Raw genomic sequence first — 24,511 nt, forward strand, 5'->3', positions numbered from 1 at the left:
TCACCACGTCACCGGCAGCTTCTCGGGGCCGCGGATCAATGCCCCCTGCTCCCACGCCAGTTCGCCCTCCGGTACGGCGAGGCGCAGGCGGGGGAAGCGGTCCCACAGCGACCGGAGCAGGATCTCCGACTCCATCCGTGCCAGTGTGGAGGCGGGGCAGAAGTGCGGGCCGTACCCGAAGGAGACGTGCGGGTTGTTCACCCGGTCGAAGTCGAGCCGGTCCGGATCGGCGAACACGTCCGGGTCGCGGTTGGCGGTGAGGTACGAGACGTAGACCGGCTCGCCCGCGCGGATCAGCACGCCGCCCACCTCCACGGCCTCCAGGGCGATGCGTGCCAGACCGACCGCGTTGCGGTGCGGGATGTAGCGCAGCAGTTCCTCCACGGCCTGGGGGACGAGCTCCGGCTCCGTGCGCAGCCGGGCCAGGTGCGCCGGGTGTGTGAGCAGCGCGTACACCATGTTGGCGCTGTTGTTGCGTACGGCGTGCGCGCCGCCGATCTGGACCAGGACGGCGAGTCCGGCGGCCTCGTCCGCGCTCAGCACGCCTTCGCCGACGGCCTCCGCCAGCGCGCCCCCGAGGTCGTCATCCCGGCCGGTCGTGCGGCCGGACGACATGCGGCGGAAGTACGCGGCCATGTCCGCTTTCGCCCGCTCGCTCGCCTCCCGCCCCCGCGCGGCGGACAGGATGGTGTCCGTCCACTGCGCCATCTGCGGGCGGTCCTCCTCCGGCACCCCCATCAACGCACCCACCATGGCCAGCGGGAAGGGCCGGTTCAGGTACTCCACCAGGTCGAGCGGGCCGCCGTGCTCCTCCATGCGGTCCAGCAGAGCGTCCATCACGTGCTGCCCGTACGCGCGGAGCCGACCCAGCGACCGGGAGGTGAACGCGCGGGCGACGACGCGCCGCATCCGTGTGTGCTCCGGCGGATCGCAGACGCCGACCGCCCCGTCCATCGGGATGAAGTGCGGTGCCAGGCGTGTGACGTCGCGGCCCATGACGGCCCGGCGGCCGAAGCGGGGGTCGATGGACACGAACCGTACGTCGTCGTACCGGGTCACCAGCCAGGCGTGGCCGTCGCCGTGGGGCAGCTTCACCCGGGCCACCGGTTCCTCGTGCAGCAGGCGCGCGAGCAGCGGGTCGAAGGTGAGCCCCGGCAGGTCCGGCGGGGACCAGAAGTGCACGCGCTGCGCATCGGCCGTCCGGGCCGCCGGCAGAACGGACGCGGGAGCGCGGGCGGGAGCGGGCGTCGGCAGTGCGGCTCTGCCACCCTGCCGTGCCCTTGGGACGGCGGGGGCCCGCCCTTCCACGGCCCGGGCACCGCCGGCCGCCGCCCCCACGAGCACCGGTTGCTTCGCCGACGTCCAGTGGCCGAGCGCCATCTCCGCCGTGATGCCCGGGCCGAAGCCCGCGAGGAGGCCCTGGGCGCCTTCCTCCACACCGCCCTCGTCGAACAGGCGGGCCAGGGCGTCCAGCACGACGACGCTGGCGACGTTCCCGTACTCGGTGAGCGTGGCGCGGCTGAAACGGAAGGCTTCCGGCGCGACGCCCAGGAACGTGGAGAGGTCGTCGAGGATGCGGGGGCCACCCGCGTGCACGATGTAGAAGCCGAGCCGGGAAACGTCCCAGCCGTGCTGCCCCGCCATGCCGGCCAGGACCGGAGCCAGCGCCTCCATCGTTCCCGGAACCCGTTTGTCGAGGAGGAAATGGAATCCGGTGTCGCGCACCGCGTACGCGATCCAGTCCTCGGTCCCCGGCACCAAGTGGGAGCCGTTGCGCTCCAGCCGGATTCCCGTGCCGCCCTCGCCCCGCACCACGGCCGCGGCGACGGCGTCGCCGAACAGACCGTTGGACAGCAGCGTGCCGACGCCCAGGTCGGTCGGCTGGTAGCTCAGCGAACAGAACTCGCACGCCACGATCAGCACGTTGGCACCCGGATAGGCCGCACAGAAGTCGTGAGCACGGTTGACGGCCGCGCCTCCCGCAGCGCAGCCGAGCTGGGCGATCGGCACCTGCCGGGTATCCGGCCGGAAATCCATGCTGTTGATCAACCACGCCGTGAGGGAGGGCATCATGAAGCCGGTGCACGATACGTAGACGATCAGATCGATGTCACGTGCCGACAGCCCGGCGCTCGCCAGCGCCTCCCGCACCACCTGCGGGACCCGGGCTTTCGCCTGCGCCTCGTACAGCTTGTTGCGGGCCTCGAATCCCGGGTGGCGCAGGGTGTCCTCGAGCGGCTGCACGAGATGCCGTTTACCCACGCCGGTGTTCTCGATCAACCGCAGGGCGAGCCCCAGTTGGGGATGGCCCTGGTGCACGGTGCGCACCAGGCCGAGCGTCTCCTCTGCGGTGATGACGTACTCGGGCACGGCGACGGCAGGACGGCATAAGACAGCCATGAACACGCATCCCAGCGGTGATGAAGAGACGCCCCGGCGTGTGTGACGCGTTCCGGGCGGGCGGCCGAACAGCCTCGACCCATCGTCGCAGCCCGTGAGCGCGAACCGGTCCGATAGTGTTCAGCAGTACACAAAAGTGTCATCAGGAGAACGCCGCTGTTCACAGACACCCGTCCGACCGGGTCACCCCGGCGTTCCCGGGTTCCGCACGTGCGGCTCCTGGACGCTCAAGCACCTCGGCCTTCTGGCCGCCCGCGACTTCCCCGTCGGGTCAGCGCAGGCCGGTGAAGAGGTCGTTCTCGGGCACGGCCGCGCCGGTGGCGTCCTTGACCCGTACGAAGGTCTCCACGCCCATCAACTCGCCGAACCTCTCCCTGCCCATCCTGAGGAAGAAGATGTTCTCGCCCTGGCTGGCATGTGCGGCCAGCGCGTCGAACTTCTGACCGCTGAATGCGGTGGTGTCCACCCACGTGGTGATCTCATCGTCGGGGAGGCCGATCTCGGCCAGCGCGGCAGCCTCGGCAGGATCCGGCTCCGGCATGTCCTCCTGGAACTCGCGCATGATCTTGCCGAACCGCTCCATCGCCGAGCGCGGCATCGTCGTCCAGTACACCTTCGGTGTCAGCGCGGTCATCTCGAGCGCCGCCATCGTGATGCGGTGGGCCTGGATGTGGTCGGGGTGGCCGTAGAAGCCGTTCTCGTCATAGGTGACGACCACATCGGGCCGGTAGTGCTGCATGAGGGCCGCGAGCCGGGCGGCGCCTTCCTCCACGGGGGTCTGCCAGAAGGATCCGGGGGCGTCGTTGCTCGGCCAGCCCATCATCCCGGAGTCGGCATAGTCCAGCATCTCCAGGTCACTGACGTTCAGGACGGCACAGCTCGCCTCGAGTTCTTGTCGGCGCATCAAGGCCACGGCCGCCGGATCGTGCCCGGGATCACCCGGCTTGACACCCCCCGGCCCGTCACCGCAACCGCCGTCGGTACAGGTCACGAGAACCGTGCGGATGCCCTCTGCCGCGTACCGCGCGAGGACTCCTCCGGTTCCGGTGGCCTCGTCGTCGGGGTGGGCATGCACGGCCATGAGTGTCAGGGGCCGGTCGGTCATGAAGGAGTCCTCCTGCAGAGACGTGTGTTGGTCCGAGTGCGCGGCGGGCGTTCCGCGATCCCGGGAGGCCGGATCCTGCCGGGGCGGATGACATTGTTCCCACCCGTGCAGCGCCAGACCCCCGGTCGATGCAACGATGCCGGCCGGACGGGCTATTCCCGGCGCGGCTGCTTCGGCCCGTGCACCCCCACCTGGCTCGCCTGGGCGCGGAGAACCGCACAGGGCCAGCGCCAGACGTTGTGCAGCGGCGAAACGATCCGGTGTGCCGGTCCCCTGCCCTCGAACCGGGCAGGGACTTCAAGTCCACTCTCGCCACCCGCACGCCGGTCCCGTCCTGGAAGCCATGGCCGCAGCCGGCGTGGAGCGTCTCGTCTGGCTCTCGGCCCTCGGCTCGGGCGGCACCGCCCGGCGCCAGTCCCTCTTCCAGGCCGGGGCGTCGAAGCTGGTGATGGGCGCGCTCATGGCGGACGCATCAGCGGAAGGATCAACCGTGCCGATGTCGCGGATTTCCTGCTTTCCGCCGCGATCAGCGGCCCTTGGGTCCGTCGGCGTGTCATCCTCACCCGCTGAGCCGTCCGAGCGGGCGGATCGCCCGGCACGGCCTCATTCCGCCTCCCTGGCCGCTGCCGGAGCCCAGGAGCCGGGTGCAGTCCCCGGTCGGGGGGGCGCTCAGTCGGGATGGGGCGGGTCCCACCGGGCGGCGGGACCCGGCCCCGCAGCCCCGCCTCCCGGGCACGACCGCGCGGAGCGTCGTTCGCCTCCGGCGCCGTGCCCGGGTCCGTGGCGCGTCAGGGGCAGGTGGCCAGGAGGACGGAGACGACCGTGCAGGTGGCGGTCGCGCTGTCGTTGAGCGGGTTGGGGTCGGCCGGGGCGGACACCGTGCGGGTGGCGGTGACCGAGACGCGGCCCAGCGAGAGCAGGCTCAGCGGTACCCGGAAGGTCTTGGCCGAGGCGGCGCCGGCGGCGATGGTTCCGTAGGCGCAGGTCACGGTGGCCCCCATGGCGGTACACCCCGACGGGAGGGAGGTGGCCGAGGAGCCCGGCGGCAGGGTCGCGGTGAGGGTGGCCGAAGTGAGCGTGCCCGGGCCGGTGTTGTGGGCGGTCAGGGTGTAGGTGAGGTACGGGACGAGGAGGCTCAGGCCCGGCTGCGCGGCCAGGTCCACGTCGATGTCGGCGGGCGGGAGCTGGTAGGTGTAGCGGACCGCGGGGGACGCGGCACTGGTGCCGCCGGGAGTGGTGACCTGCACGTCGACGGGACCTGCGGCGTGTGCGGGTGCAGTGGCGGTACAGGTGGTGGCGGTGCAGGACAGGGCGCCGGCCGGGTTGCCGGGGCCGAAGATGAGCGCGGTGGCCCCGCCGAGGCCGGTGCCGTGGACTGTGACGACTGTTCCGCCGTCCGTGGTGCCCGAGGTGGGGCTGAGCGAGGTCACCACGGGTACGGGGAGGTAGACGTACCGGGCGGCCGGGGATGCGGCGCTGGTGCCACCGGGCGTGGTGGCTCGGACGTCGACCGTGCCGGTGCCGGCCGGGGCCGTGGCTGTACAGGAGCTCGGGGTGCACGTGACGTCGGTGGCGGGGTTGCCCGGGCCGAAGGCGAGGGTGGCGCCGGTCAGGTTGGTGCCGGTGAGCGTGACCGGCGTGCCGCCCGCGGCGAGGCCGGTGTCCGGGCTGATGCCGGTGACCGTGGGCGCGTCCGGGAGGAAGGTGAACACGATCCGGCCGTCCCCGGCGTTGGCTCCCTCGGTCAGGGTGACCGGCGAGCCGGGAACGGTGCCGGAGACCAGGCTGGATCCGCCTCCCCCACCGCCGCCTCCTCCGCCGGTGGTTCCGTACCGGCCGCCGGCTCCGCCCCGACCGCCGCCGCCGTACCCGGCGCCGCCGCGCCCTCCGGCGCCCGTCGGGTTGTAGACGCCCTGTGCGGCGGAGCCGCCCGAGCCGTTCGGGTAGGCGCCGGGAGAGCCGTTCGCGCCCTCGTTGTCCGTGCCCGGCCCTCCGGTACCCGCCGCTCCGCCGGCGGTGGCGGTGCCCGGGCCGCCGCCCGTACCGCCCTGTGCGTCCGGGACCAGGCCGTTGCCGTCGGCTCCCGCGCCGCCGCTGTCCCCGCCGGCTCCGCCCCGGTAGGACGGGGAGCCGATGCCGGGGCCGCCCGCGCCGCCGCCTGAACCCGCAGTCAGCAAGGGGGCGTTGGAGGCGGTGGTCACCGCGACGAGGGCGCCGCCCGAGCCGGGCGCACCGAACTGCGGGTTCGCCGCGGCGTTGGCGCCGCGTCGGCCGACGGTGACGTTGAACGTCTGCCCGGGGGTCGTGGGGAGCTTCGCCACGAGGTGCGCGCCCTTGCCACCGGGTGTGCCGTCGTAGGCGTTGCCGCCTCCGGCGCCGTCGAGGGTGACCACGGCGCCGGTGGCACCCTCGGGCACGGTGAGGCTTCCGGAACCGCCTGCCGTGCAGGTGATCGTGGTGAGGCCGTCCGCGACGACCGGGGCGGCGCACACCCCTTCGGCCTCCGCCGGAAGCGCCAGGGCGGTCAGGCCGCCCGCGGCGAGCACGGACGACGCGGCCACGACCAGCAGCCGGTCGCGCCAGCGGGATCTCGGTCCCTGGAGTACCGCTCTCGATGACATCGACGTCTCCCCCTCTCAGTTCCACCCGGCGGCGGCCGGAGGCGAAGTCTCCCGGGAAGCCGCTGCCGGGCACTCCGGCACGACGAACCGGCGCGCCGTTCCCCGTGGCGCCACAGGCGTTCGCCGGTATCGCCGCCTGGCCGCTCCGCTCGCGGAGCGGGGCCCGGCGATACCGGCCGAAGCATGGCAGCGGGCGGCGCGGGGCGCGGGAGAAATGGGGAATCGCGTCCTTTCCGGTGCCGCGAGAGGCAGGTGACGGGCCGCGGGGAGTCAGCTGGACATCAACGACCCTGCAGCGTCTTGACGTTGTCGCCGAAGGTCCAGCCCTGTGAGCCGTCCCAGTTGAGCGACCAGGTCATGAGTCCTTTCAACGAGCCGCCGTAGGCGTTCCACGACTGGCTGACGAGGCTCGGCGCCATGTAGCCGCCGCCCGCGCCGGGCTGGGCGGGCAGGCCGGGCACCTGCTTGTCGTAGGGCACCTTGATGGTGGTGCCCTGGATGGTCAGGCCGTTGTTCAGGCAGGTGGTCTGGGCGGTGAAGCCCTGGACGGTGCCGGCCTGGTAGGAGTCGCCGGTGCAGCCGTACATGCTGCCGTTGTAGTACTGCATGTTCAGCCACCACAGACGGCCGTTGTCGGCGTACTTCTTGATGATCGGCAGGTAGGCGCCCCAGATCGATCCGTAGGTGACGCTTCCGCCGGTGACGTACGCGGTTTCGGGGGCCATGGTGAGACCGAAGCCGGCCGGCATCTGCTCGAGGACGCCGTCGATGATGCGGATCAGGTTGGACTGGGAAGCGGACAGCGTGTTGATGTTGCCGCTTCCGGACAGGCCGGTCTCGATGTCGATGTCGATGCCGTCGAAGTTGTACTTCTTGAGGATCGGCACGACGGTCGCCACGAACTTGTCGGCGACGGCACTTGAGCTCAGGTCGATCCCTGCGGTGGCGCCGCCGATCGACATCAGCAGGGTCGCCCCGGCCGCCTTGGCCTGGCACATCTCGGCCGGGGTCGAGACCTTGACGCCGGCGTCCATACCGTCCTGCCACAGGACGGTGCCGTCCGAGAGGATCACCGGGAAGGCGGCATTGATGACGTTGTACCCGTGCGCGGCGATCCGGCTGTCCGTGATGGGGATCCATCCCATGCCGGGGTGGACGCCGTTGGAGGCGCCGTCCCAGTTCTCCCAGTAGCCCTGGAGGACCTTTCCTGACGGCCTGGGCTTGGTGGGGCAGGTGTCACCCGGCGGGGTGGTGGGCGGGGCGCTGGTCGGTGGGGTGGTGGGCGGGGCGGTGGTCGGCGGGGCGCTGGTCGGTGGGGTGGCGGTCGGCGGCGTGGCGGTCGGCGTGGGGTCGGGGCCGCCGGGGCCGCTGAGCGACACGTCGTCCGCGTGGTACGCGGGCTGCCCGTACCAGCCGTGCAGGTAGACGGTCACGGAGGTGGCGTTCGGCCCGGTGGTGAAGGCGACGCCGAGCCGGCTGTACGCCGGGCTGTTCGGCGTCCACGTGGACGGGGCGCCGGTGATGCCGGTTCCGGTGACGCCCAGGTAGACGTAGCTGCCTTGGACGTAGGCGCTCAGGTCGTACGAGGAGTTGGGCTGCACGCTGATGGTCTGGGTGCACTGGGCCGTGTCCTGACCGGTCGGTGCCGCCCTGAGTGCGGAGGTGCCGGAGCGGACCGGACTGCCGACGGCCGCGGCGGCACCGCCAGGGCACGTCCAGCCGGTCAGCCCGTTCTCGAAGCCTGAGTTGGCCACCAGGTTGGTGGTGGCGGCCCCGGCCGTGACGGAGCCGGCCACGGCAAGGCCGGTAGCGATGACGGCAGTGGCGCTGACCGCGGCGAGAACGCGCCTCAGGACGGCCGCGCCGGGATCGGGACGAGGGGGGAGACCGTCCGATGTACGTGAAGTACGTGAAGTACGCGACCTTCGACGGAACATGCTGTGCTCCCTTCCCGCCGGGTGTCATGGGCATGACGACGCGTGGGGGCGTGACGCCCGGCCTGGGTGAGGTGGGGACATGTGGGGCTGCGCCGGACCGGATCGTAGGAGCGTCGACAAGTCCCGTCAATAGGTCTGGACCATTGCCCCGGACAGCCGGACCCCGAAGGCGGCGGACCCGGGGGTGCACAATCGTTTACCCTGGGGGTGAACGAGTGTGCACCCCGTGTGTCCCGCTCCCTTCGCGCCCTTGGAGCACCATGCCCGCCGCGATACCCGCATCCGGTCCGACCCCAGGCGCCGTCCCCTCCCCCGCGCCGACCGCCCCCCACAGCCGTCACCCCGGGCTCGTCATGCCCGTCCTCGCCTTCTGCGGCATGGTCGTCGCCGTCATGCAGACCCTCGTGGTCCCGCTGCTGCCGCACGTTCCCGACCTGACGGGGGCGAGCCCGGGCGCCGCGGGCTGGCTGGTCACCATCACGCTGCTGACCGGCGCCGTCTTCACTCCCGTACTCGGCCGCGTCGGCGACATGTACGGAAAGCGGCGTGTCCTGCTGGCCTCACTGGGCGTACTCACCCTCGGATCCGCGCTCTGCGGGGTCAGCTCCGACATCGGTGTGCTGATCACCGGCCGGGCCCTCCAGGGAGCGGCGCTCGCGGTGATCCCCCTGGGCATCAGCATCATCCGCGACGAGCTGCCCGCCGACCGGGTGCTCTCCGCGATAGCCCTCATGAGCTCGACGCTCGGCATCGGTGCGGCGATCGGCTTGCCCGTTGCCGCGGTGGTCATGGAGAACTTCGACTGGCACACCATGTTCTGGGCTTCGGCGGCGCTCGGTCTCCTCGATCTGCTGCTGGTGCTGTGGATCGTCCCCGAGTCGCCGGTGCGTTCGCACGGCCGCTTCGACCTGCCCGGCACCCTGGGACTGGCCGCAACCCTCGTCGGACTGCTCCTCGCCATCACCCAGGGCCCGGACTGGGGTTGGACCTCCCCGCGCACGCTCGGCCTGGTCGGCGCCTCCGTGGCCGTGGGCCTGCTGTGGGGCTGGTTCGAGCTGCGGACCGTCTCCCCCATGGTCGACCTGCGGGTCTCCGCCCGGCCCGCCGTGCTGCTCACCAACGTGGCGGCCCTGCTGATCGGCTTCGCGTTCTACGCGAACTCCCTGGTCACCGGGCAGATGGTGCAGGAGCCCACCAACACCGGGTACGGCCTCGGCGCATCCATCGTGGTGAGCGGCCTGTGCCTGCTGCCCGGCGGCCTGGCCATGGTGGTCCTCTCCCCCGTCTCGGCACGGATCTCGGCCGCCTACGGGCCGCGCACCGCACTCGCGCTGGCCGCCGTCGTCATGGCCGTCGGCTACGTGGTCCGCTTCTTCACCAGCCACAGTCTCTGGCTGATCGTGGCCGGTGCCACCGTGGTGGCCTCCGGCACCGCCATCGCGTACTCGGCGCTGCCCGCCCTCGTCCTGCGGGCCGTACCGGTGAGCGAGACGGCCGCGGCCAACGGCCTCAACACCCTCATGCGCTCCGTCGGCCAGGCCTGTTGCAGCGCCGTGGTCGCCGCCGTCCTGGCCCACGTGACCTTCGTCGTCGGCGGGCGCACCGCACCGACCCTGCACGCCTACCTGCTCATCTTCCTGATCGCCGCGGGGACGGCGCTCGCCGCCCTCGTCGCCACACTGTTCCTGCCGTCGGACGGTACGGGAGCCGGCCGGGGTCCGCTGCGCAGCCGCGTGGACGGTACGGTCACGGTGTCAGCGTCCGTGACCGCCGCCCGGGAGAGCGCATGAACAGCACCGAGGACTCCCTCACCACCGCGTCCGCCAGGGCCGGCGCGGAGGCCGGCGCGGAGACGGGCGGGGAGGCAGGCGGGGAGGCAAGTGCCGAGACCGGACGCGAGGCCATCGTCCGCGCCGCCCGCCGCGCGTTCACGCTGCGGCCGTACGCCGAGGTCACGATGCGCGGCATCGCGGCCGACGCCGGGGTGAGCCCGTCGCTGATCGTCAAACGCTTCGGCAGCAAGGAAGCCCTGTTCAACACGGTCGCCGACTTCCGGGCGGCCGCCGACGAACTGTTCGCTGCCGCGCCCCCCGCCCTCGGCCGGCACCTGGTCCTGACGATGGTCGCGCTACGGGACCGCCTCCGCGGGGACCCGCTGCTGCGCGTCGTGTTCTCGCTGGGCATCGAGGACGAGCGCACCCTGCTCCGCGCGCGTTTCCGCGAACAGGTCACCGACCGCCTGGCCGCCGCCCTGACCGGCCCGGACACACAGCTGCGGGCCGAGCTGATCGCCGGCCAGCTGCTGGGCCTCGGCGCCACCCTGAGCCTGCACCGCCCCGACGGCGCCGGCTCGCACGCCGGCGCCGAACGCCTGGCGGACCTCTACGCCCCCGGCCTCCAGCGGCTCATCGACGGCCCCTGAGACGGCCCCGCCTCCCGCGGTCGGCCCCATCGGCGCGCCGACGTACGCGCCGACGGAGGCGTGGACCAGCATGGGAGTCCTCGGCTGAAGTCCTGACGGGCCGTCAGCGGCCCACCTCGACGGTTGAAAGATCCCCGACATGGTCGAGCTCAGACCGATACTGCGTCCAGGCCGTCCTCACAGCCGACGTGGAGTACGCCGTTGACCGGTGGTCGCGGCCACCGCGTACCACGCGCATTCGAAACCGCCGCCGACGTGGTCGAGGAGTGACGCGGGAGGGCACGGGCCGTGTTCCGCCTCGTCCACCGGTCGGCCCACTCGTGTCGCAGCCATCGCACGCTCATTCGTAGGATCGGGCGCAGGCGGCCCGGCAGGCTCGAGGTGCCGCTCGCGGCACGGCGTGCCACGCGTCAGCCGAAGGGATCCGAGGTGAGGTCTGAGCCGCTCGACAGCAGGAGGCGTGCGGGGTCGGGCCGCTCCCCCTGCTCGGCACCGCGAGGGGTCCAGCGGTATCGCTCGCGGGCGCGTCTGGTCGCTCTGGGGCTGGCCCTCGGCGCGATCGCTTCGACCCTGCCGGTCGGGAACGGGCATGCGCACGGCGCGGCAAGCGCCGGGGTCCGCCGGGGCGTGGAGCCGGACGCGGGGTGTCGGCCCACGCTGGCGGGAGTGGCACACCAGGACGACGACCTCCTCTTCATCAGCCCAGAGGTTCAACGGCTCATACGCGCCCGGTGTTTCGTCGGCACCGTCTATCTGACGGCTGGGGACGCCGGGCGCCCGTTCACCGGCGGCGACTCCTACGTACGCCGTCGGGAGCGGGGTCTGCGGGCGGCATACGCACGTATGGCAGGCGCCGCGGACCACTGGTTCCGGGCGGATCTCACGGTGCGTGGGCGTGACCTGGTGTCCTACGTCCTGGCCGGCCGCCCCGACGTACGGCTGGTCTTCCTGCGACTGCCCGACGGGTTCCCGAGGGGTGTCGGCAGTCCGCGGTACGGGCGGCAGAGCCTGCTGAAGCTGTTCCGGGGGCAGTCCGCCGCCATGAGACCGGTGGACGGGACCAGGCCCTACACGGAGGCTGAGCTGGCCTCCGTCCTGTCCGGGGTGCTCACCCTACGCAAGGCGGAACACGTTCTGACGCTGGACTACGACAGCGCTACGTTCGGGGTCGGCCCGCCGAATCCGGCCGATCACAGCGATCACGAGATCACCGGACGGCTGTTTCGGAGGGCTGCCTTCCGATCCCCCGCCCGTCCTGCCGTCACGCCGTACGTCGGCTACGGTCTGCCGCTGCTGCCGGCGAACCTGACACCGCGGCAGCGACGCGACAAGAAGGCCGCGTACGAGGCCTACGCCGCGTACGCGGGATGCATCACACTGCCCTGCCCGTCCCGCATCACACTGAGCCGGAGCCATCAGCAGTGGATGGAAAGGGAGCACCGCAGGATGCACCGGCAGCCCGGTCCCGGGGAGGTCATGTCGGTCATCGGCCGCACCGCAGAACGGGTCGCCGTCGAGCGGTGCCTGACGCTCGGCGTCGGGCGGCCCAAGGCCGCCGTGACGACGGAGGACTGTGACGGCAGCCCCGCCCAGCGGTGGACCTTCGTCGATGGCAGCATCAAGGCCGCCGCGTCCGACGGCTGCCTCACCGCCGCTCTGGGCGTGGCACCCTGCAACGGCTCGAGCGGCCAGACCTGGTGGCGCGACGCCGACGGCAGGATCGGGTCGGGCGAGCGCTGCCTCCACCAGGACGACCTGGCGGAACTCTCACCCCGCCTCACCCTGCAGGCATGCTTCCCCCATCAGCCCGAGCTGCGCTGGCTCTGGTAACCCGGGACGCCCGCACGGCTGGATGATTGAGCCATCCGGGTGGGAGCGCCGAGCGCTCACCGTCGTGGCGGTCGCCCGATGACATGCTGTTCCGATGGTGCGGCTCTTCCGTGCCTCACGTCTTCGGAAGGGCACAGGCATTGATCATTCCGGTGGCTGGGATGCTGGCGCCCGTGATGGCCGTGGCAGTACTGGGGGGAGCGGCGCCCGGGGCCGTCGCGGCCGCGTCGTACGACGGGCAGTCTCTGCACGGCACGGCGTTGTTCAGCGTCAAGGCGACGAACAACGCGGCAGCCCAGGCCTTCACCACCGGGAACAGCCGCATCACCCGGGTGAGCGCGTACGTGGCCAGCGGCGCCGCCACCGGTCAGATCACAGCGCAGATCCGCAGGAACAAGGCGGACGGCGCCTCCTCCATCGCGAGCAGGACCATCAACCTGGCCTCCCTGGGAGGAGCCGGCGCAGGGTGGCTGGAGTTCCCCGTGGACGCCGCCGTCACCCCGGGAGCCACTTACTACCTCCACCTCCAGGCGACCACGACGGAGAACAAGCCGATCGCCTGGTACGGAACCGTTTCCTCGGTGCCGGGCTCCCTCACCAGCTGGAACTACGACAAGACGTACTGGGGTGGCTGGCACGCCTACGCCTCCCGGCTCGCGTTCTACGTCGAGCCCACCGGCAGCGAGCGGTGCGGCGAGACGGAGCAGTGCTACGTCCCCACCACGGCACTCGCGGCCCGGACCTCGGGACTGCTGGGCAACCTCAGCTCCACCGAGGCCGTGCTGCCCGCCTTCGCCGTCGGAGCGTCCTATGTGGGTGGCAGCAACGTGCTGCGCCTGCCGTCCGGCCGCTGGCGGTACCTGCCCGCCGGGGCACGGACCTCCGTCGTGGTCCCCGCGAACGACCCGGGAGCACTCTCCCAGATCGCCGAGAGCGAGCGCTGGCTGGCCGCGGGTACGATCCCCGGCACTACGGACACCCAACGGGGCGCCGCACGACGTGCACTGCTGTCCATGCGCGCCCTCCTCCAGCCCAACGGGGCCTCGGCGGCAGCCTGGTCCCCGCCCTGGGAGTACTCCTGGCCCCGGGACGGTGCGTTCGTGGCGACGGCCTTCGCGGCCACCGGCCACGACGAAGAGGCGTACCGCATCCTCCAGTACGACGCCCGCACGCAACGGGCCGACGGGACGTGGGAGGCCCGGACGAAACTGGACGGCAGCGGCCCGCCGGACGCACGCCCCTGGCAGCTCGACTCCAACGGCTGGGTGCCCTGGGCCACCTGGCAGTGGTACCGGGCAGCGCCCGCTGCCGACCGGAACGCGCGGCTGAACGCCCTCTACCCGATGGTGCGCAAGGCAGCGGACCGGTCCGCTGCCTCCCTCGGCTCCAACGGGCTCCCGCCGGCCTCCCCCGACTACTGGGAACTGCCCACCGGCACCACCAACATCGGTACCGCGGCGCCGCTCCTCGCCGGACTCAACGCAGCCGCCGACCTCGCCGGACTCCTCGGGCAGGACGCCGACCGGGCGAAGTGGACCGCCGCGGCCCAGAAGCTCTCGACCGCGATCGCCCGGTACTTCGCGCCGCTGGGCTACCCGCGCACCATCGACGGCGACCACGGCAGGGACAGCGCGGCAGCCTTCATGGCGCCGCCCTTCAACGAGGCCCCGGCCGATCTGCCCGCCGCCCTGGTCTCCACCTACCGCGCCCTGCTCCTGCCGAACGGCGGCCTGGTCCCGGGCAATGACCCTGATGCGCCCTGGGGTTCGTACGCCTGGACCGCCAGTACCGGCTTCTTCGCGCTGGCCTGGGCGCAGCTGGGCGACACGAGCCGGGCGGACGCGGTGCTGGACTGGGTCCTCGCCAAGCGCAACGAGCTCGGCGAGTTCCCCGAGACGGTCAACGGCGCGGGAAACCCCTCGTCCGTCGCGCCGCTCGGCTGGACGGACGCCCTGGCAGTCATGACGCTGCGCGCCCGACAAGGTACCCCTCTGCCCACTCCGCCGCTCCGGTAGCGCGCCTGTTTCGCGGTCCGCGGTGGGCCGGTGCAGCTCAGGGATCGCTTCGTCCGGTGCTGGGGCGGTGGAGAAGGACGTATCCCTCGCGCTGGTCGACGGTGCGGTAGCCGGCGTCGCGCGCGGCCTGGAGGGTCTGGGTTTCGTCCTCGGGGGACAGGGGCCAACCCATGGGGGCGTGGGTGTCGTCGATGATCCAGTCGGAGGTCAGGGGGATGCCGGGGAAGCCGAACACGGCGACCGTGCACCGGTCGGTGAGCTGGGGGACCAAGCGGTTGGATGCGGCGACCGTCGCTCCGTCGGGGATCCGGGCCATGAGACGGTGTGCGGCGGCTGCGCGTGCAGGTGTCCGCCAGGCCGCCGCATCGATGATCCTGGAAAGCGGAAACTGGGGCACGAGCAGAAGGGTGGTGGCGGCGCTGATGGCCAGCGCGGCTCGCACGGTGAGGCGGTCGTTGGCCGACTGTCCGGGTGCCCACCGGCTGAGAGCGTGGATGAAGGCCCCGAAGACGATGGGCATGAGGATGGCGCTGTAGTGGTAGTCGGTGCCCCAGTAGGCCGGGTTGCTGGACAGGAAGCGCCAGGCCAATGTCGGCAGCGCCAGGGCGATCAGGGGTGAGCGCAGCGCCATGAACGCCGTGGGGGCCAGCAGGAGGACCAGAGTGGTGGCCTTGGCTTGGGGGGTGATGAGGTCGAGCGGCAGGTGCAGGAGGCCGGCCATGGAGCCTCCACCGGCTGTCTGGTCCAGGAAGCCCGAGTAGGCGTAGGTGTGGTCGGGGTTGAAGGCCGGGATGACGACCAGGATTTCCAGCAGGGTGCCGGCGATCCCCGCTGCGGCGGTGGCCAGGCCGAGGAGGCGGGGGCCCTTCCAGGCGATGTAGGTACCGATCGCCGCGACCGTGATGCCGAGGTCTTCCTTGACCAGAAGCAAAGGTGCGGCCCACAGGGCGGCAGCCCGCCATCGTTCGTTGCCCAGGGCGGTGACCGAAAAGGCGATCAGCGGGACGGCGAAGCAGATCTCGTGGAAATCGAAGCCCACAGCCGAAGCAATGCCCCAAGACGCCCCGTACCCCAGACCGACGACCAGGGCAGCCGTCGTGCCGTGGGCCTGGTGGGCCCAGCGGCTCAGCGGCACCACGGCCACCGCGAAAAGCGCCGCCTGGGCGACCAGAAGCGTCAGCGGAGTAGGAAAGAGCCGGTAGAAGGGGGCCAGGGTGGCGAGGACCGGAGCGAAGTGATCACCCAGCAGGCTGAAGCCGGGTCCCTTCAAAGCGGAGACCGGCAGATGGCCCTCGGCGTAGGAACGCACGGCCTGCTCGAAGATCCCGAGGTCGTAGCCGGTGGTCAGCATCCGCTGGTGCTGCCGCACCGACAGAGCCGCATAGACCACGAAGAATCCCGCTGCCAGGGCCCACGGCAGCGCCGGCCCGGAAACTCGTGGGCAGTTGCGCCAGGCCCTTTCCATCGATTTCACCAGCATGAGGGGACGGGCCTGAGCCCGCTTCAGTTCTCGTGGCTGCACAGGTGCAATCATCTGAAAGTCGAAGCCATACGCATCGAGGCGCCCCGTACGGATCGAGGGAACGCATCTTTGTGTGTGGCCCCGTCGTAACGACCTGTTCTCGCGACTGATGCAGCGCGCCGCAGAACTACGGAGTGCGGGTCAGAGGTCGTAGGCGGTGTCGTGCTTCGGCTGATACAGCCCGATCGTGCCCGCGCCCGGCACGGCCAGGGTGGTGACCGAGCCCCAGCGCTGCTCGGTGATGTCGGTGGTGAACTCGACGCCCTTGGCTTTCAGCTGTGTGACCGTGGCGGCGAGGTCGTCGCACATGAGGAACAGTTCGGTGACGCCGTCGGCGTGCGGGTCGGCCGGGTGCACGGCCAGTTCGGCGGGTGGGGACTTGAAGATGAGCCAGCCGGCTCCGGCGTCGACGTGCGGGAACTCGAGCACATCGCGGAAGAATGCGCGTGCCGCCTCGGCATATCCTGCGTAGATGATCGTGTGTGCACCAGTGATCATTTGCTCAAGCTAGCAGTCCGGTTGAGCCGCCCCGCCGCTACTCGCCGAAGAAGCAACCGAGTGGCACCGCGGATCTGGCCGCCGGCCTGGCCGAGGCACGGCGCGCGCGAAGGCGGACGTGTACACGCAGGTCGAGAGGCTCGCGATCACCCTCAACCCCGCCTGACCCCGGCCGTCGCGGGAAGCGCCGAACGAGCCGCCTCCTCAGGTGTTCCGGCCGGGGACCACCAACCCGCTCTCGTACGCCGTCACCACCGCCTGGGCCCGGCTCTCCAGGCCCAGCTTCGTCATCGTCCGGCTGAGGTGGCTCTTGACCGTGGCCTCGGTGATGAACAGCCGCCAGGCGATCTCGGCGTTGGCCAGGCCCTGCCCGACCAGCTCCAGCACCTCGATCTCGCGGCCCGTCAGCGCGTCCAGTCCGGCCGCCCCGGCCCGGCCGGCGTCGCCGGCCCCTTCGCGGCCCGCTCGGGTGGCGAAGGCCTCCACGAGCCGCCGGGTCACCGTCGGCGCGAAGAGGGCGTCCCCGCTGCCCACGGCGGTGATGGCGGCGAGTAGCCGCTGGGGGCCGGAGTCCTTCAGCAGGAAGCCGGAGGCTCCGGCCTTCAGCGCCCCGTACACGTACTCGTCCAGGTCGAAGGTGGTCAGGATCAGCACGCGGGGCGCCGGGGTCGGGGTCTGCGCGAGGATCTTCTCCGTGGCGTCGATCCCGTCCATGCGCGGCATCCGGATGTCCATCAGGATCACGTCGGGGCGGGTACGGGCGGCGAGCTCGACCGCCTCGGCGCCGTCCGTGGCCTCGCCGACGACCTCGAAGCCCTCCGCCACCTCGAGCAGGCCCACGAGCCCGGCCCGGATGAGGAACTGGTCGTCGGCCACGAGCACCCTCAAGGGTCCGGATCCCGTCACGCCGGGCGGCCGTCCCCGCGTGGCGGTACGGTCCGGGCGGAGGTCGGCAGGGTGAGGCACACGGCGTAGCCCCCTTCGCTGCGTGGCCCGGTGCTGATCGTTCCTCCGTAGAGCTTGGCCCGCTCGCGCATGCCGATCAACCCGTTCCCGCTCCCTCGTACCAACTTGGCCGGAACGGGGCCCCCGCCCGCGCCGTCGTCGGTCACAGTGACCGAGAGGTGCGTGGGCCGGTAGTCGAGGGTCACGGTCACGCGGGAGCCCGGGGCGTGCTTGAGGACGTTGGTCAGCGCCTCCTGCGTCACCCGGTACGCACACAGCTCCACGCCAGGGGCCAGGGCGCGCGCATCGCCCGTGACCTGCAGGTTCACCGGAACGCCGGCGGCCCGGACCCGTTCGGTCATCTCCGCCAGCCGTGACAGGCCCGGCATCGGGGCGTCCCGGTCCGGGGCCTGCGGGCCGGCCCCGCCGTCGGGCTGCTCCCGGTCGGTGTCCCGCAACAGGCTGAGCATGCGGCGGAGTTCGTCCAGCGCCTCGGCGCTGGTGTCCTCGATGGTGGACAGGGCCGCCCGGGCCGTGTGGGGCGCCGAGTCGAACGCGTACCCGGCCAGGCCCGCCTGGACCGAGATCACGGACATGTGGTGGGCCACGATGTCGTGCAGTTCCCGCGCGATGCGCGCGCGTTCCTCGGCGACATCGCGGCGTGCCCGTTCGTCGCGCTCGCGCCGCAGCTGGCGGGCCAGTTCGGCCGACCGGCGGGCCACCAGCCCGAACCGCCACAGCACGGCCGGGAAGACCACGGCCTGCGCGAGCACGGTCGCCATGGAACCGCCGGGGCCGTTGCCCAGCAGTCCCGCGTAGACCCAGACCGCCGCCATCAGGGCAGCGCAGGCCGCCGAGGTGCGGACCGGGCAGAGCGCGGCCACCGTGTACACCGCGAGCATGGGACCGAAGCAGGTGACCACCGGCCAGTACCCGGCGGTGATGTACACGACCCACATCAGCTGGGTGAACAGGCAGACCGCCACCGGTGCCTTGGTCCGCACGGCCACCGGCACCGTCACCAGCCCGACGAGCAGGTACGCGGCGAGGTCCAGGGGAGGCCAGCCCTGGGCGACCGCCTCCCGGCCCAGCAGCACGGCCACACCCGTCTGCGCGAGGGCTGTCAGCGCGTCCATGGAGGAGGGGCGGATCCGCATCGCCGCAGCCTAGCCCGGACGGCGCAGGCCGACCTCCCACTCCCGTACTCAACCCTGAGTGGGAGAAGGAGTGGCGCTGCGCCGGAGGTTGGCGCGGAGATCCATCCGGCACGGGACGACGGGCCCGGGTCCCGGCCCGTAGCTTCATGTCCCGGCAGCACGGGGCCGGCCGACCACCGGTCCCGCACACCAGGACAGCGGGTCACTCGGGGGACACCTACGGGGGAACGGCCCGCGCCGATCGAAGGACGGAACAGCCATGATCGTCAGCAAGCGTCTTGCGCTCCTCGTCGCCTCCACTGCCTTGTGCACCGGTGTCGCCCTGGCCCCGTCGGCCGTGGCGGCCACCAACTCCGGTACGTCGGTGACCGGTTCGCGCGGCTGCAACTACACCGACTCCCAGCCCACCATCAGCAGGGGTGCCAAGGGCGCTGCGGTCAGGCAGGCCCAGTGTCTGCTGAAGACCTGGAACGTGTACATCGGCTCCTCCGGCGTCGACGGCGACTTCGGTCCCGACACCGACCGCGCCGTGCGCGAGTTCCAGCGCCGGGTGAAGGACATGTGCCACATGCCCGTCGACGGCATCGTCGGCCCCAAGACCTGGAGCGCACTGAAGAACCCGGGCTGCTGATCCGGGGGTCCCGGTCACGGCCGGGCCCCGGGGACACGGACCGGGCCCCGGTCCGCGCGGTCGTCGTACGACGCGCGCGGACCGGGGCCCGGCCGTGCTGTGGTTCAGCCGCTACAGGCCTGCGTTGGGGTTGTCGCCGCCGGTGCACACGGCACCGCGCTGGCCGAACTGCGCGGGAGAGCTGGAGTCGCTGCTGGAACCGGCAGGTTGTTCACGGACGAGCCGATGCCGTCGAAGAAGCCGGTCTCACGCTCTGCGTCTGGGGGCCGTCGTGGGCCGGCGCCATGTCCGGCGAAGCACGTGATCGCAGAGACGGGCCCCTTGAGAGGGAGCGGCCCAGGTGCAGGAGGATTCGGGTCAGGGTGTCGGAGTCGGTGGGCTCGGGGTGGCTCGGGGCGAAGGCGGCGCCCGGCCGCGTGCGGTCGGCTCCGTTGGGGACGGCCAGCGCGATGGGGAGGGCGGCGTCCAGGATGTCGGGGTCCGGAGCGAAGGGCAGATCGAGGGCACGGGCGACGTCGCAGGTGTGGACCACGTAGTCGAGGAAGTGGAATCCGATGGCCCGGCGCCGGGAAGGAAGGCTGCGCCTGTGCTGGGCCGTCATGTGCGCGAGCACCGAGATCAGCGGGGACCAGCGATTGTCCGGCGCATCACCGACGCCCGGCGCAGCCCCTCGCGCGGGCGGGTGAGGAACGCGACGACGCTGCGGAGCGCTGAGCTTCTGCTGCACCCTGATCCGGACCGGCACCGAGTCCTACCGGCTCCGGAGACCGACCCGGACGTCAGGGTCCTGTGCCGGTGTCCTGCCCGTTCCGTACGCTGGGGGCATGCGCATGCGCCCCACTCTGAGCTGGACGCCCACCGAGGACCTCCGGCCCGGCACCACGGATCCGGAGCCGGTCGCCGATGCGCTGAGGACCGGCGGCGTGCTGGTGCTCAGCGGGGCGGGCATGTCCACTGAATCAGGGATCCCCGACTACCGGGGGAAGGGCGGGAGCCTGAGTCGGCATACCCCGATGACCTACCAGGAATTCACCGCCAGCGCCCCGGCCCGGCGCCGGTACTGGGCGCGCAGTCACCTCGGCTGGCGCACGTTCGGCCGCGCCCGCCCCAACCCCGGACACAGGGCTGTGGCGGCGTTCGGGCGGCACGGCTTGCTCTCGGGTGTGATCACCCAGAACGTCGACGGCCTGCATCAGGCCGCCGGCAGCCAGGGCGTGGTGGAACTCCATGGCGGGCTGGATCGGGTCGTGTGCCTTTCCTGCGGCGTCTCCAGCTCCCGCCGTGAGCTCGCCAGGCGGCTCGAGGAGGCCAATGCGGGCTTCGAACCGGTGGCCGCCGGCCTGAACCCGGACGGTGACGCCGACCTCACCGACGACCAGGTCCGCGACTTCCGCGTGGTGCCCTGCTCGCGGTGCGGGGGCATCCTCAAACCGGACGTGGTGTTCTTCGGCGAAGCCGTTCCGCCGGGAAGGGTCGAGCGCTGCCGCGAACTGGTCGGTGAGGCGACCTCGCTGCTGGTCCTGGGCTCCTCACTGACAGTGATGTCCGGGCTCCGGTTCGTCCGGCAGGCAGCCCAGGCCGGGAAACCCGTACTGATCGTCAACCGCGATCCGACCCGCGGCGACCGGCACGCCGTCACCCGGGTCGCGCTCCCCCTGGGGAGGACCCTCACCACCCTGGCCGACCGCCTGGACATCCCCGTCGACGACCGATCGGTGGCCGAATAGGGCGGGCGTCACCGCCCGGCCCTGGTCCGGCTACCGCACGCGGAAGTTGGCCATCATGCCCATCGCCGAGTGGTCCAGCAGGTGGCAGTGGTAGACGTACGTGCCCCGGTACGCGTCGAAGGTGGCGTGCAGCTTCACCGTCTCGCCGGGAAGGAGCTGGACCGTGTCCTTCAGGCCCGCCTCGGCCGGTCCGACGGGGACGCCGCCCCGCTCCAGTACCCGGAACTGGACCAGGTGCATGTGGAAGTTGTGCGGGATGAGCTTGTTGGCGTTGGTCACCGTCCAGATCTCCGAGGTCCCGAACGTGACGCTCTGGTCGATCCGGTCCGGGTCCCACTGGAGCCCGTCGATCAGCCCGCGCGGCTCGGTGCGGCCGTCCTCGTCCATGCTGAAGACGATGCTCCGCTCGACGGCGGGCTTGGGCAGCGCGTCCAGCGGGGGCAGGGTGCGCAGCACGTCCGGGACCCGGCTCGGGTCGGGGGCGGTGCGGACCACGTCGAACCGGAGCACGTTGCCGACCTGGCCGGGTGCTCCTCCGCCCATCGTGGTCTCCAGGACGATCTTCGTGCCGACCGGGTAGCGGGAGAAGTCGATGACCACGTCGGCCCGTTCCGCCGGGGACAGCGAAACGGTGTCGGTGGTGAAGGGGCGCTCCAGCAGGCCGCCGTCGGAGCCGATCTGCACAAACTGCCCGCCGTCGGCGAGACGCAGCTTGAAGAAGCGCAGGTTGGAGGTGTTGAGCAGGCGGAAGCGGTACTTGCGGGCCGCGACCTCCAGGTACGGGCTCGGGCGGCCGTTGGCGAGCAGCGTGGTGCGGCCCCGGAAGTCGTCCATCACGTAGACCAGTTGCCCGTTCTCGTCGAAACGGGCGTCGCGCAGCGCGATCGGTATCTCGTACTTGCCGGAGGGCAGCGGAAGGGCCCGCTCCGTGTCGTCGGTGAGGATGTACGCCGCCGACAGCCCCCGGTAGACGTGCTCGGCCTCCATGTGGTGGGCGTGGTCGTGGAACCACAGCGTGGCGTTGGGCTGCTGGTTCGGGTAGGTGTACGTGCGTGCGGTGCCCGGAGCGACGGTGTCCATCGGGGCGCCGTCGTTCTCGGGGGAAACGCTCGCGCCGTGCAGGTGCACGGCCATCGGCATCTGCAGGGTGTTCCGGTGCCGGATGGACACCGGTCGGCCGCTGCGCGCCCGCAGCACCGGCCCCGGGAAGTGGCCGTCGTAGGTCAGCACCTTGGTCTGCACCCCGGGCAGGATCTCCCGCGAGACCTCCTTGACGGTGATGCGGTACGCGTCCTGCCCGCCCTCGGTGGAGTACGGGGTGAGCACGGGCAGCGGCGGCAGCTTCACCGTGAACGGCGCAGGCGCGACCGCCGGGCCCGCGTCGTCGGCGGCCTGCGCGGTGGCGGTGCGCAGTACGGGCAGCAGGCCGGCACCGGTGATCAGGCCCGCGCCCGTCGTGGCCAGCGTGCCGACGAGCACGCGACGTCTGGTGACCATGCGAATGTCCTCCTGCGAACGATGGGAGTGCGCACTGGCGTTCGCACGTCGAACGCCCTCCCTCATGATCCTGACTGCACGCAGGGTGGCCTCTGCCCAAAGCGGGAGAATGTCAGGTATCACGCCGCGAATCGGGGCGGCCGAGCGGCACGACCGGCACGACCGGCAACACGACGTGGGCCCCGGCAGCCGTACGCGGCTGCCGGGGCCCGAGCCAGTGGAGTGCGGTCAGCGCTCCACGCCGACCGCGCTCCACGCCTTGGCCACCACGTCCGTCGACCAGTCGAGGTCCCGGGCGGCACCGATGGTCGCGTAGCGGAATGCGGAGAAGTTCGTGGTCCTGGCGGCGTACTCCATCAGCGCCTTGTACCAGATGCGCCCGGCCCGGTCCCAGGCGTGGCCGCCCAGCTCGGTGGCGACGAGGTAGAACGCGTGGCCCGGGATCCCCGCGTTGGCGTGAACACCCCCGTCGTCGCCGGAGGTGTCGTCGTACTCGGTCATGTGGGCCGCCTGGTGGAACCGGGCGGGATCCTTGAGTGAGCCGCCGGCTCCGTCGGAGGACGCGACGCCCCGGCCGAACAGCCAGTCCGCTTCCTGCACCGTGTGCTGCAGGCCGTACTGCTTGGCCAGGACACCGAAGACGTTCCCGAGCGAGACGGCGAGCGCGCCGGGCTCACCGTACGACTCCAGCTCGGCGGTGTGGTGGATGATGCCGGCCGTGAACTGCTCGGCGAACGCCTCCACTGGCGGGACCCCGCCGTCACCGAGGAGGATGCGCGACCGCTGCCAGGCCATACCCGGCTCCCCGGTGCGGACGACCGCCTCCACGGGACCGCCCCTGCCGTCGATCGAGTTGCGGCCGTACACCGTGCGGAAGAAGTCCCAGGTGACGCCGAGGGCGTCATAGGCGCCGTCCACCACCGCGTCGCCGCTCGGGGCTCCCCCCTCCTCGCGGGCCGACACCGGACTGTCGGGATCGTTCCGGCCGTCCAATATTCTGCGAACCGGACGTACAGATGCACTCTCAGTCATGATCGGCATGCTGACAGGCGACCCGGCCGCGGCGGCACCGTCACCTGCTCGATCCGTCAAGTCGACGTCGCGCCTGCCGGCCGACCCGCACCGGCGTGGCGTCCTGCGCGAGCGCCTCGGCCCTGGTATGGGTCCGTCATGGATCTCACGCACCTGATGGCTCGGGCAGAGTCGGACACCGAGACCATGGACCGCTCCGGTACCAGTACCCTGCGCCTCGGGAAGCCCGATGACGGCCGATGCGGATCCGGGTTGCCCCGGGAGGCGGTGCTGACGTTCGCCGGCGGCCTCCTGCCGGTTCGCCTCCACGGCGCCGTGCTGCACTCATGTCCCTCCGGTACCACCACCCTGAGCGGCCTGGCACGGTCCGGCGCCCTGGCCCCCGGTGGGGAGTTGTGCCTGCCGCTCGTCGAGTACGGGAACCGCCGCTGGTCCGTGGCGGACGTGCAGGTCGAGGTTTCCCCCACGGATGACCGCCATGACCGGGTCATCGTCAGCTGGCACAGCGGACTCGAGCTGGAGGCCGTCGACCCCAACGGCCGCTACCGGGTGGAGGTGGCCTGGCTGCTGCGGGCCCGCACCCTCAAACTGCTGTCGCTCGACGAGCTGATCGACGGCCGCCTGGCCCCGCACGCCCTCGCCCTCGCCTCCGGCCTCCGGGACCCACACGTGGCCCGCCGCCTGGAGCTCGCCTGCAACGAAATCGCCACCCGGGACCCGCTCGTGACGCCCCGGCGCTCCCGCCGGTCGGCCGAGACCGGCCCACTGCGGCTGCTCCACGACGTGACGGCGGCCGGCGGGCACCTGGCCGCCACCACCGGCATGGTCAGGGCCCGGGCCGAGAGCCGCGACCGACTCGCCGTTCTGTCGCTGGTCACCTTCCCCCTCAAGATGCCCGCCGCACCCGACGCGCCCGTCCTCCTGGTCAACGCGGGAGCCCCGACCCTGGACATACTGCGGGCCTGCGAAACCATCGCCGCCGAGGAGCGCACCCGGATCCATGCCCTCTCCGACGTCGCCGCGGGACCGGCCTCCTGCGGCGAAACCGCCTTCGAGGCCGCGCGCGCGGCGCTGCACCGCCGCTACACCCGCCCGCTCCCCCACCGCCGACGGCCCGGCCCACCGAGCCCGTGACCGCCGACCCGGCCGGGACGACGCGCTGCGCCGTACGT

18 protein-coding genes and 2 pseudogenes are annotated in these 24,511 nt (G+C 71.8%); 7 read left to right on the forward strand and 13 right to left on the reverse strand.

Annotated elements, in window-relative coordinates; genetic code table 11:
• The 6 genes and pseudogenes from AB5J51_RS03340 to AB5J51_RS03365 form a co-directional block, all read right to left on the reverse strand.
• Nucleotides 1-1,380 (reverse strand): cytochrome P450, encoded by a 1,380-nt coding sequence (locus AB5J51_RS03340; RefSeq protein WP_369780208.1) that lies wholly within the window; start codon nt 1,378-1,380, stop codon nt 1-3.
• Nucleotides 1,357-2,400, reverse strand: a pseudogene (locus AB5J51_RS03345) (type III polyketide synthase); the annotation flags it as partial. The gene AB5J51_RS03340 and the pseudogene AB5J51_RS03345, both read right to left, overlap by 24 nt.
• Nucleotides 2,401-2,671: 271 nt before the next feature.
• Entirely contained in the window at nt 2,672-3,505 is an 834-nt protein-coding gene (locus AB5J51_RS03350; protein WP_369776762.1) for a PIG-L family deacetylase, read from the reverse strand.
• Between the two features lie 788 nt (nt 3,506-4,293).
• Nucleotides 4,294-6,126 (reverse strand): IPT/TIG domain-containing protein, encoded by a 1,833-nt coding sequence (locus tag AB5J51_RS03355; RefSeq protein WP_369776764.1) that lies wholly within the window; start codon nt 6,124-6,126, stop codon nt 4,294-4,296.
• A gap of 281 nt (nt 6,127-6,407) precedes the next feature.
• On the reverse strand, nt 6,408-7,505 hold the full coding sequence (locus AB5J51_RS03360) for a chitinase (protein ID WP_369780209.1): 1,098 nt from the start codon (nt 7,503-7,505) through the stop codon (nt 6,408-6,410).
• 42 nt (nt 7,506-7,547) lie between these two features.
• Nucleotides 7,548-8,063: pseudogene (locus AB5J51_RS03365) on the reverse strand (carbohydrate binding domain-containing protein); the annotation flags it as partial.
• Between the two features lie 260 nt (nt 8,064-8,323).
• On the opposite strand from AB5J51_RS03365, the gene AB5J51_RS03370 reads away from it, so the two are divergent.
• The 4 genes from AB5J51_RS03370 to AB5J51_RS03385 all read left to right on the forward strand — a co-directional run bounded on the left by AB5J51_RS03370 (nt 8,324) and on the right by AB5J51_RS03385 (nt 14,330).
• Complete coding sequence (locus tag AB5J51_RS03370) at nt 8,324-9,853, forward strand: MFS transporter (RefSeq protein WP_369776765.1); 1,530 nt, start codon at nt 8,324-8,326, stop codon at nt 9,851-9,853.
• A complete protein-coding gene (locus tag AB5J51_RS03375; RefSeq protein ID WP_369776766.1) occupies nt 9,850-10,485 on the forward strand; it encodes a TetR family transcriptional regulator in 636 nt (211 codons plus the stop codon). The genes AB5J51_RS03370 and AB5J51_RS03375 overlap by 4 nt, the downstream gene beginning before the upstream one ends.
• 666 nt (nt 10,486-11,151) lie before the next feature.
• A complete protein-coding gene (locus AB5J51_RS03380; RefSeq protein WP_053787974.1) occupies nt 11,152-12,315 on the forward strand; it encodes a PIG-L family deacetylase in 1,164 nt (387 codons plus the stop codon).
• Between the two features lie 173 nt (nt 12,316-12,488).
• On the forward strand, nt 12,489-14,330 hold the full coding sequence (locus AB5J51_RS03385) for a hypothetical protein (protein WP_369776768.1): 1,842 nt from the start codon (nt 12,489-12,491) through the stop codon (nt 14,328-14,330).
• 37 nt (nt 14,331-14,367) lie between these two features.
• Here AB5J51_RS03385 and AB5J51_RS03390 read toward each other — a convergent pair whose 3' ends face one another.
• The 4 genes from AB5J51_RS03390 to AB5J51_RS03405 all read right to left on the reverse strand — a co-directional run bounded on the left by AB5J51_RS03390 (nt 14,368) and on the right by AB5J51_RS03405 (nt 18,452).
• Nucleotides 14,368-15,795 carry a DUF2079 domain-containing protein gene (locus AB5J51_RS03390; protein WP_369780210.1) on the reverse strand — a complete coding sequence of 476 codons (1,428 nt, stop codon included), beginning with the start codon at nt 15,793-15,795 and terminating at the stop codon, nt 14,368-14,370.
• Between the two features lie 198 nt (nt 15,796-15,993).
• Nucleotides 15,994-16,350 carry a VOC family protein gene (locus AB5J51_RS03395; protein ID WP_369776769.1) on the reverse strand — a complete coding sequence of 119 codons (357 nt, stop codon included), beginning with the start codon at nt 16,348-16,350 and terminating at the stop codon, nt 15,994-15,996.
• A 204-nt stretch (nt 16,351-16,554) separates the two neighbouring features.
• Nucleotides 16,555-17,232 (reverse strand): response regulator, encoded by a 678-nt coding sequence (locus AB5J51_RS03400; protein WP_369780211.1) that lies wholly within the window; start codon nt 17,230-17,232, stop codon nt 16,555-16,557.
• A 20-nt stretch (nt 17,233-17,252) separates the two neighbouring features.
• Nucleotides 17,253-18,452: a sensor histidine kinase gene (locus tag AB5J51_RS03405; protein ID WP_133895628.1), complete on the reverse strand. Its 1,200-nt coding sequence runs from the start codon at nt 18,450-18,452 to the stop codon at nt 17,253-17,255.
• A 259-nt stretch (nt 18,453-18,711) separates the two neighbouring features.
• On the opposite strand from AB5J51_RS03405, the gene AB5J51_RS03410 reads away from it, so the two are divergent.
• Nucleotides 18,712-19,083, forward strand: coding sequence for a peptidoglycan-binding protein (locus AB5J51_RS03410; RefSeq protein ID WP_053787969.1), 372 nt, complete (start codon nt 18,712-18,714; stop codon nt 19,081-19,083).
• 211 nt (nt 19,084-19,294) lie between these two features.
• On the opposite strand, the gene AB5J51_RS03415 is transcribed toward AB5J51_RS03410, so the two are convergent.
• Nucleotides 19,295-19,684, reverse strand: a complete 390-nt coding sequence (locus AB5J51_RS03415) for a hypothetical protein (RefSeq protein ID WP_369776771.1) — start codon at nt 19,682-19,684, stop codon at nt 19,295-19,297.
• A gap of 223 nt (nt 19,685-19,907) precedes the next feature.
• On the opposite strand from AB5J51_RS03415, the gene AB5J51_RS03420 reads away from it, so the two are divergent.
• Nucleotides 19,908-20,810 carry an NAD-dependent protein deacetylase gene (locus AB5J51_RS03420; RefSeq protein ID WP_136226599.1) on the forward strand — a complete coding sequence of 301 codons (903 nt, stop codon included), beginning with the start codon at nt 19,908-19,910 and terminating at the stop codon, nt 20,808-20,810.
• A gap of 30 nt (nt 20,811-20,840) precedes the next feature.
• On the opposite strand, the gene AB5J51_RS03425 is transcribed toward AB5J51_RS03420, so the two are convergent.
• Both AB5J51_RS03425 and AB5J51_RS03430 read right to left on the reverse strand, forming a co-directional pair.
• Entirely contained in the window at nt 20,841-22,307 is a 1,467-nt protein-coding gene (locus AB5J51_RS03425) for a multicopper oxidase family protein (protein WP_369776772.1), read from the reverse strand.
• Nucleotides 22,308-22,535: 228 nt separating this feature from the next.
• Nucleotides 22,536-23,270 (reverse strand): M4 family metallopeptidase, encoded by a 735-nt coding sequence (locus AB5J51_RS03430; protein ID WP_369776773.1) that lies wholly within the window; start codon nt 23,268-23,270, stop codon nt 22,536-22,538.
• A 207-nt stretch (nt 23,271-23,477) separates the two neighbouring features.
• Here AB5J51_RS03430 and AB5J51_RS03435 point away from each other — a divergent pair, with 207 nt between their 5' ends.
• Complete coding sequence (locus AB5J51_RS03435; RefSeq protein WP_369776774.1) at nt 23,478-24,473, forward strand: hypothetical protein; 996 nt, start codon at nt 23,478-23,480, stop codon at nt 24,471-24,473.
• Nucleotides 24,474-24,511: the final 38 nt, after the last annotated feature.

The sequence above is a fragment of the Streptomyces sp. R33 genome, assembly GCF_041200175.1.
Taxonomy (GTDB): Bacteria; Actinomycetota; Actinomycetes; order Streptomycetales; family Streptomycetaceae; genus Streptomyces; species Streptomyces katrae_B.

Coding starts and splice junctions, on each gene's coding strand:
- AB5J51_RS03340 (WP_369780208.1), bottom strand. CDS start 1,380: ATGGCGCTCGGCCACTGGACGTCGGCGAAGCAACCGGTGCTCGTGGGG.
- AB5J51_RS03350 (WP_369776762.1), bottom strand. CDS start 3,505: ATGACCGACCGGCCCCTGACACTCATGGCCGTGCATGCCCACCCCGAC.
- AB5J51_RS03355 (WP_369776764.1), bottom strand. CDS start 6,126: ATGTCATCGAGAGCGGTACTCCAGGGACCGAGATCCCGCTGGCGCGAC.
- AB5J51_RS03370 (WP_369776765.1), top strand. CDS start 8,324: ATGCCCGCCGCGATACCCGCATCCGGTCCGACCCCAGGCGCCGTCCCC.
- AB5J51_RS03375 (WP_369776766.1), top strand. CDS start 9,850: ATGAACAGCACCGAGGACTCCCTCACCACCGCGTCCGCCAGGGCCGGC.
- AB5J51_RS03390 (WP_369780210.1), bottom strand. CDS start 15,795: ATGGAAAGGGCCTGGCGCAACTGCCCACGAGTTTCCGGGCCGGCGCTG.
- AB5J51_RS03395 (WP_369776769.1), bottom strand. CDS start 16,350: ATGATCACTGGTGCACACACGATCATCTACGCAGGATATGCCGAGGCG.
- AB5J51_RS03405 (WP_133895628.1), bottom strand. CDS start 18,452: ATGCGGATCCGCCCCTCCTCCATGGACGCGCTGACAGCCCTCGCGCAG.
- AB5J51_RS03410 (WP_053787969.1), top strand. CDS start 18,712: ATGATCGTCAGCAAGCGTCTTGCGCTCCTCGTCGCCTCCACTGCCTTG.
- AB5J51_RS03415 (WP_369776771.1), bottom strand. CDS start 19,684: ATGACGGCCCAGCACAGGCGCAGCCTTCCTTCCCGGCGCCGGGCCATC.
- AB5J51_RS03420 (WP_136226599.1), top strand. CDS start 19,908: ATGCGCATGCGCCCCACTCTGAGCTGGACGCCCACCGAGGACCTCCGG.
- AB5J51_RS03425 (WP_369776772.1), bottom strand. CDS start 22,307: ATGGTCACCAGACGTCGCGTGCTCGTCGGCACGCTGGCCACGACGGGC.
- AB5J51_RS03435 (WP_369776774.1), top strand. CDS start 23,478: ATGGATCTCACGCACCTGATGGCTCGGGCAGAGTCGGACACCGAGACC.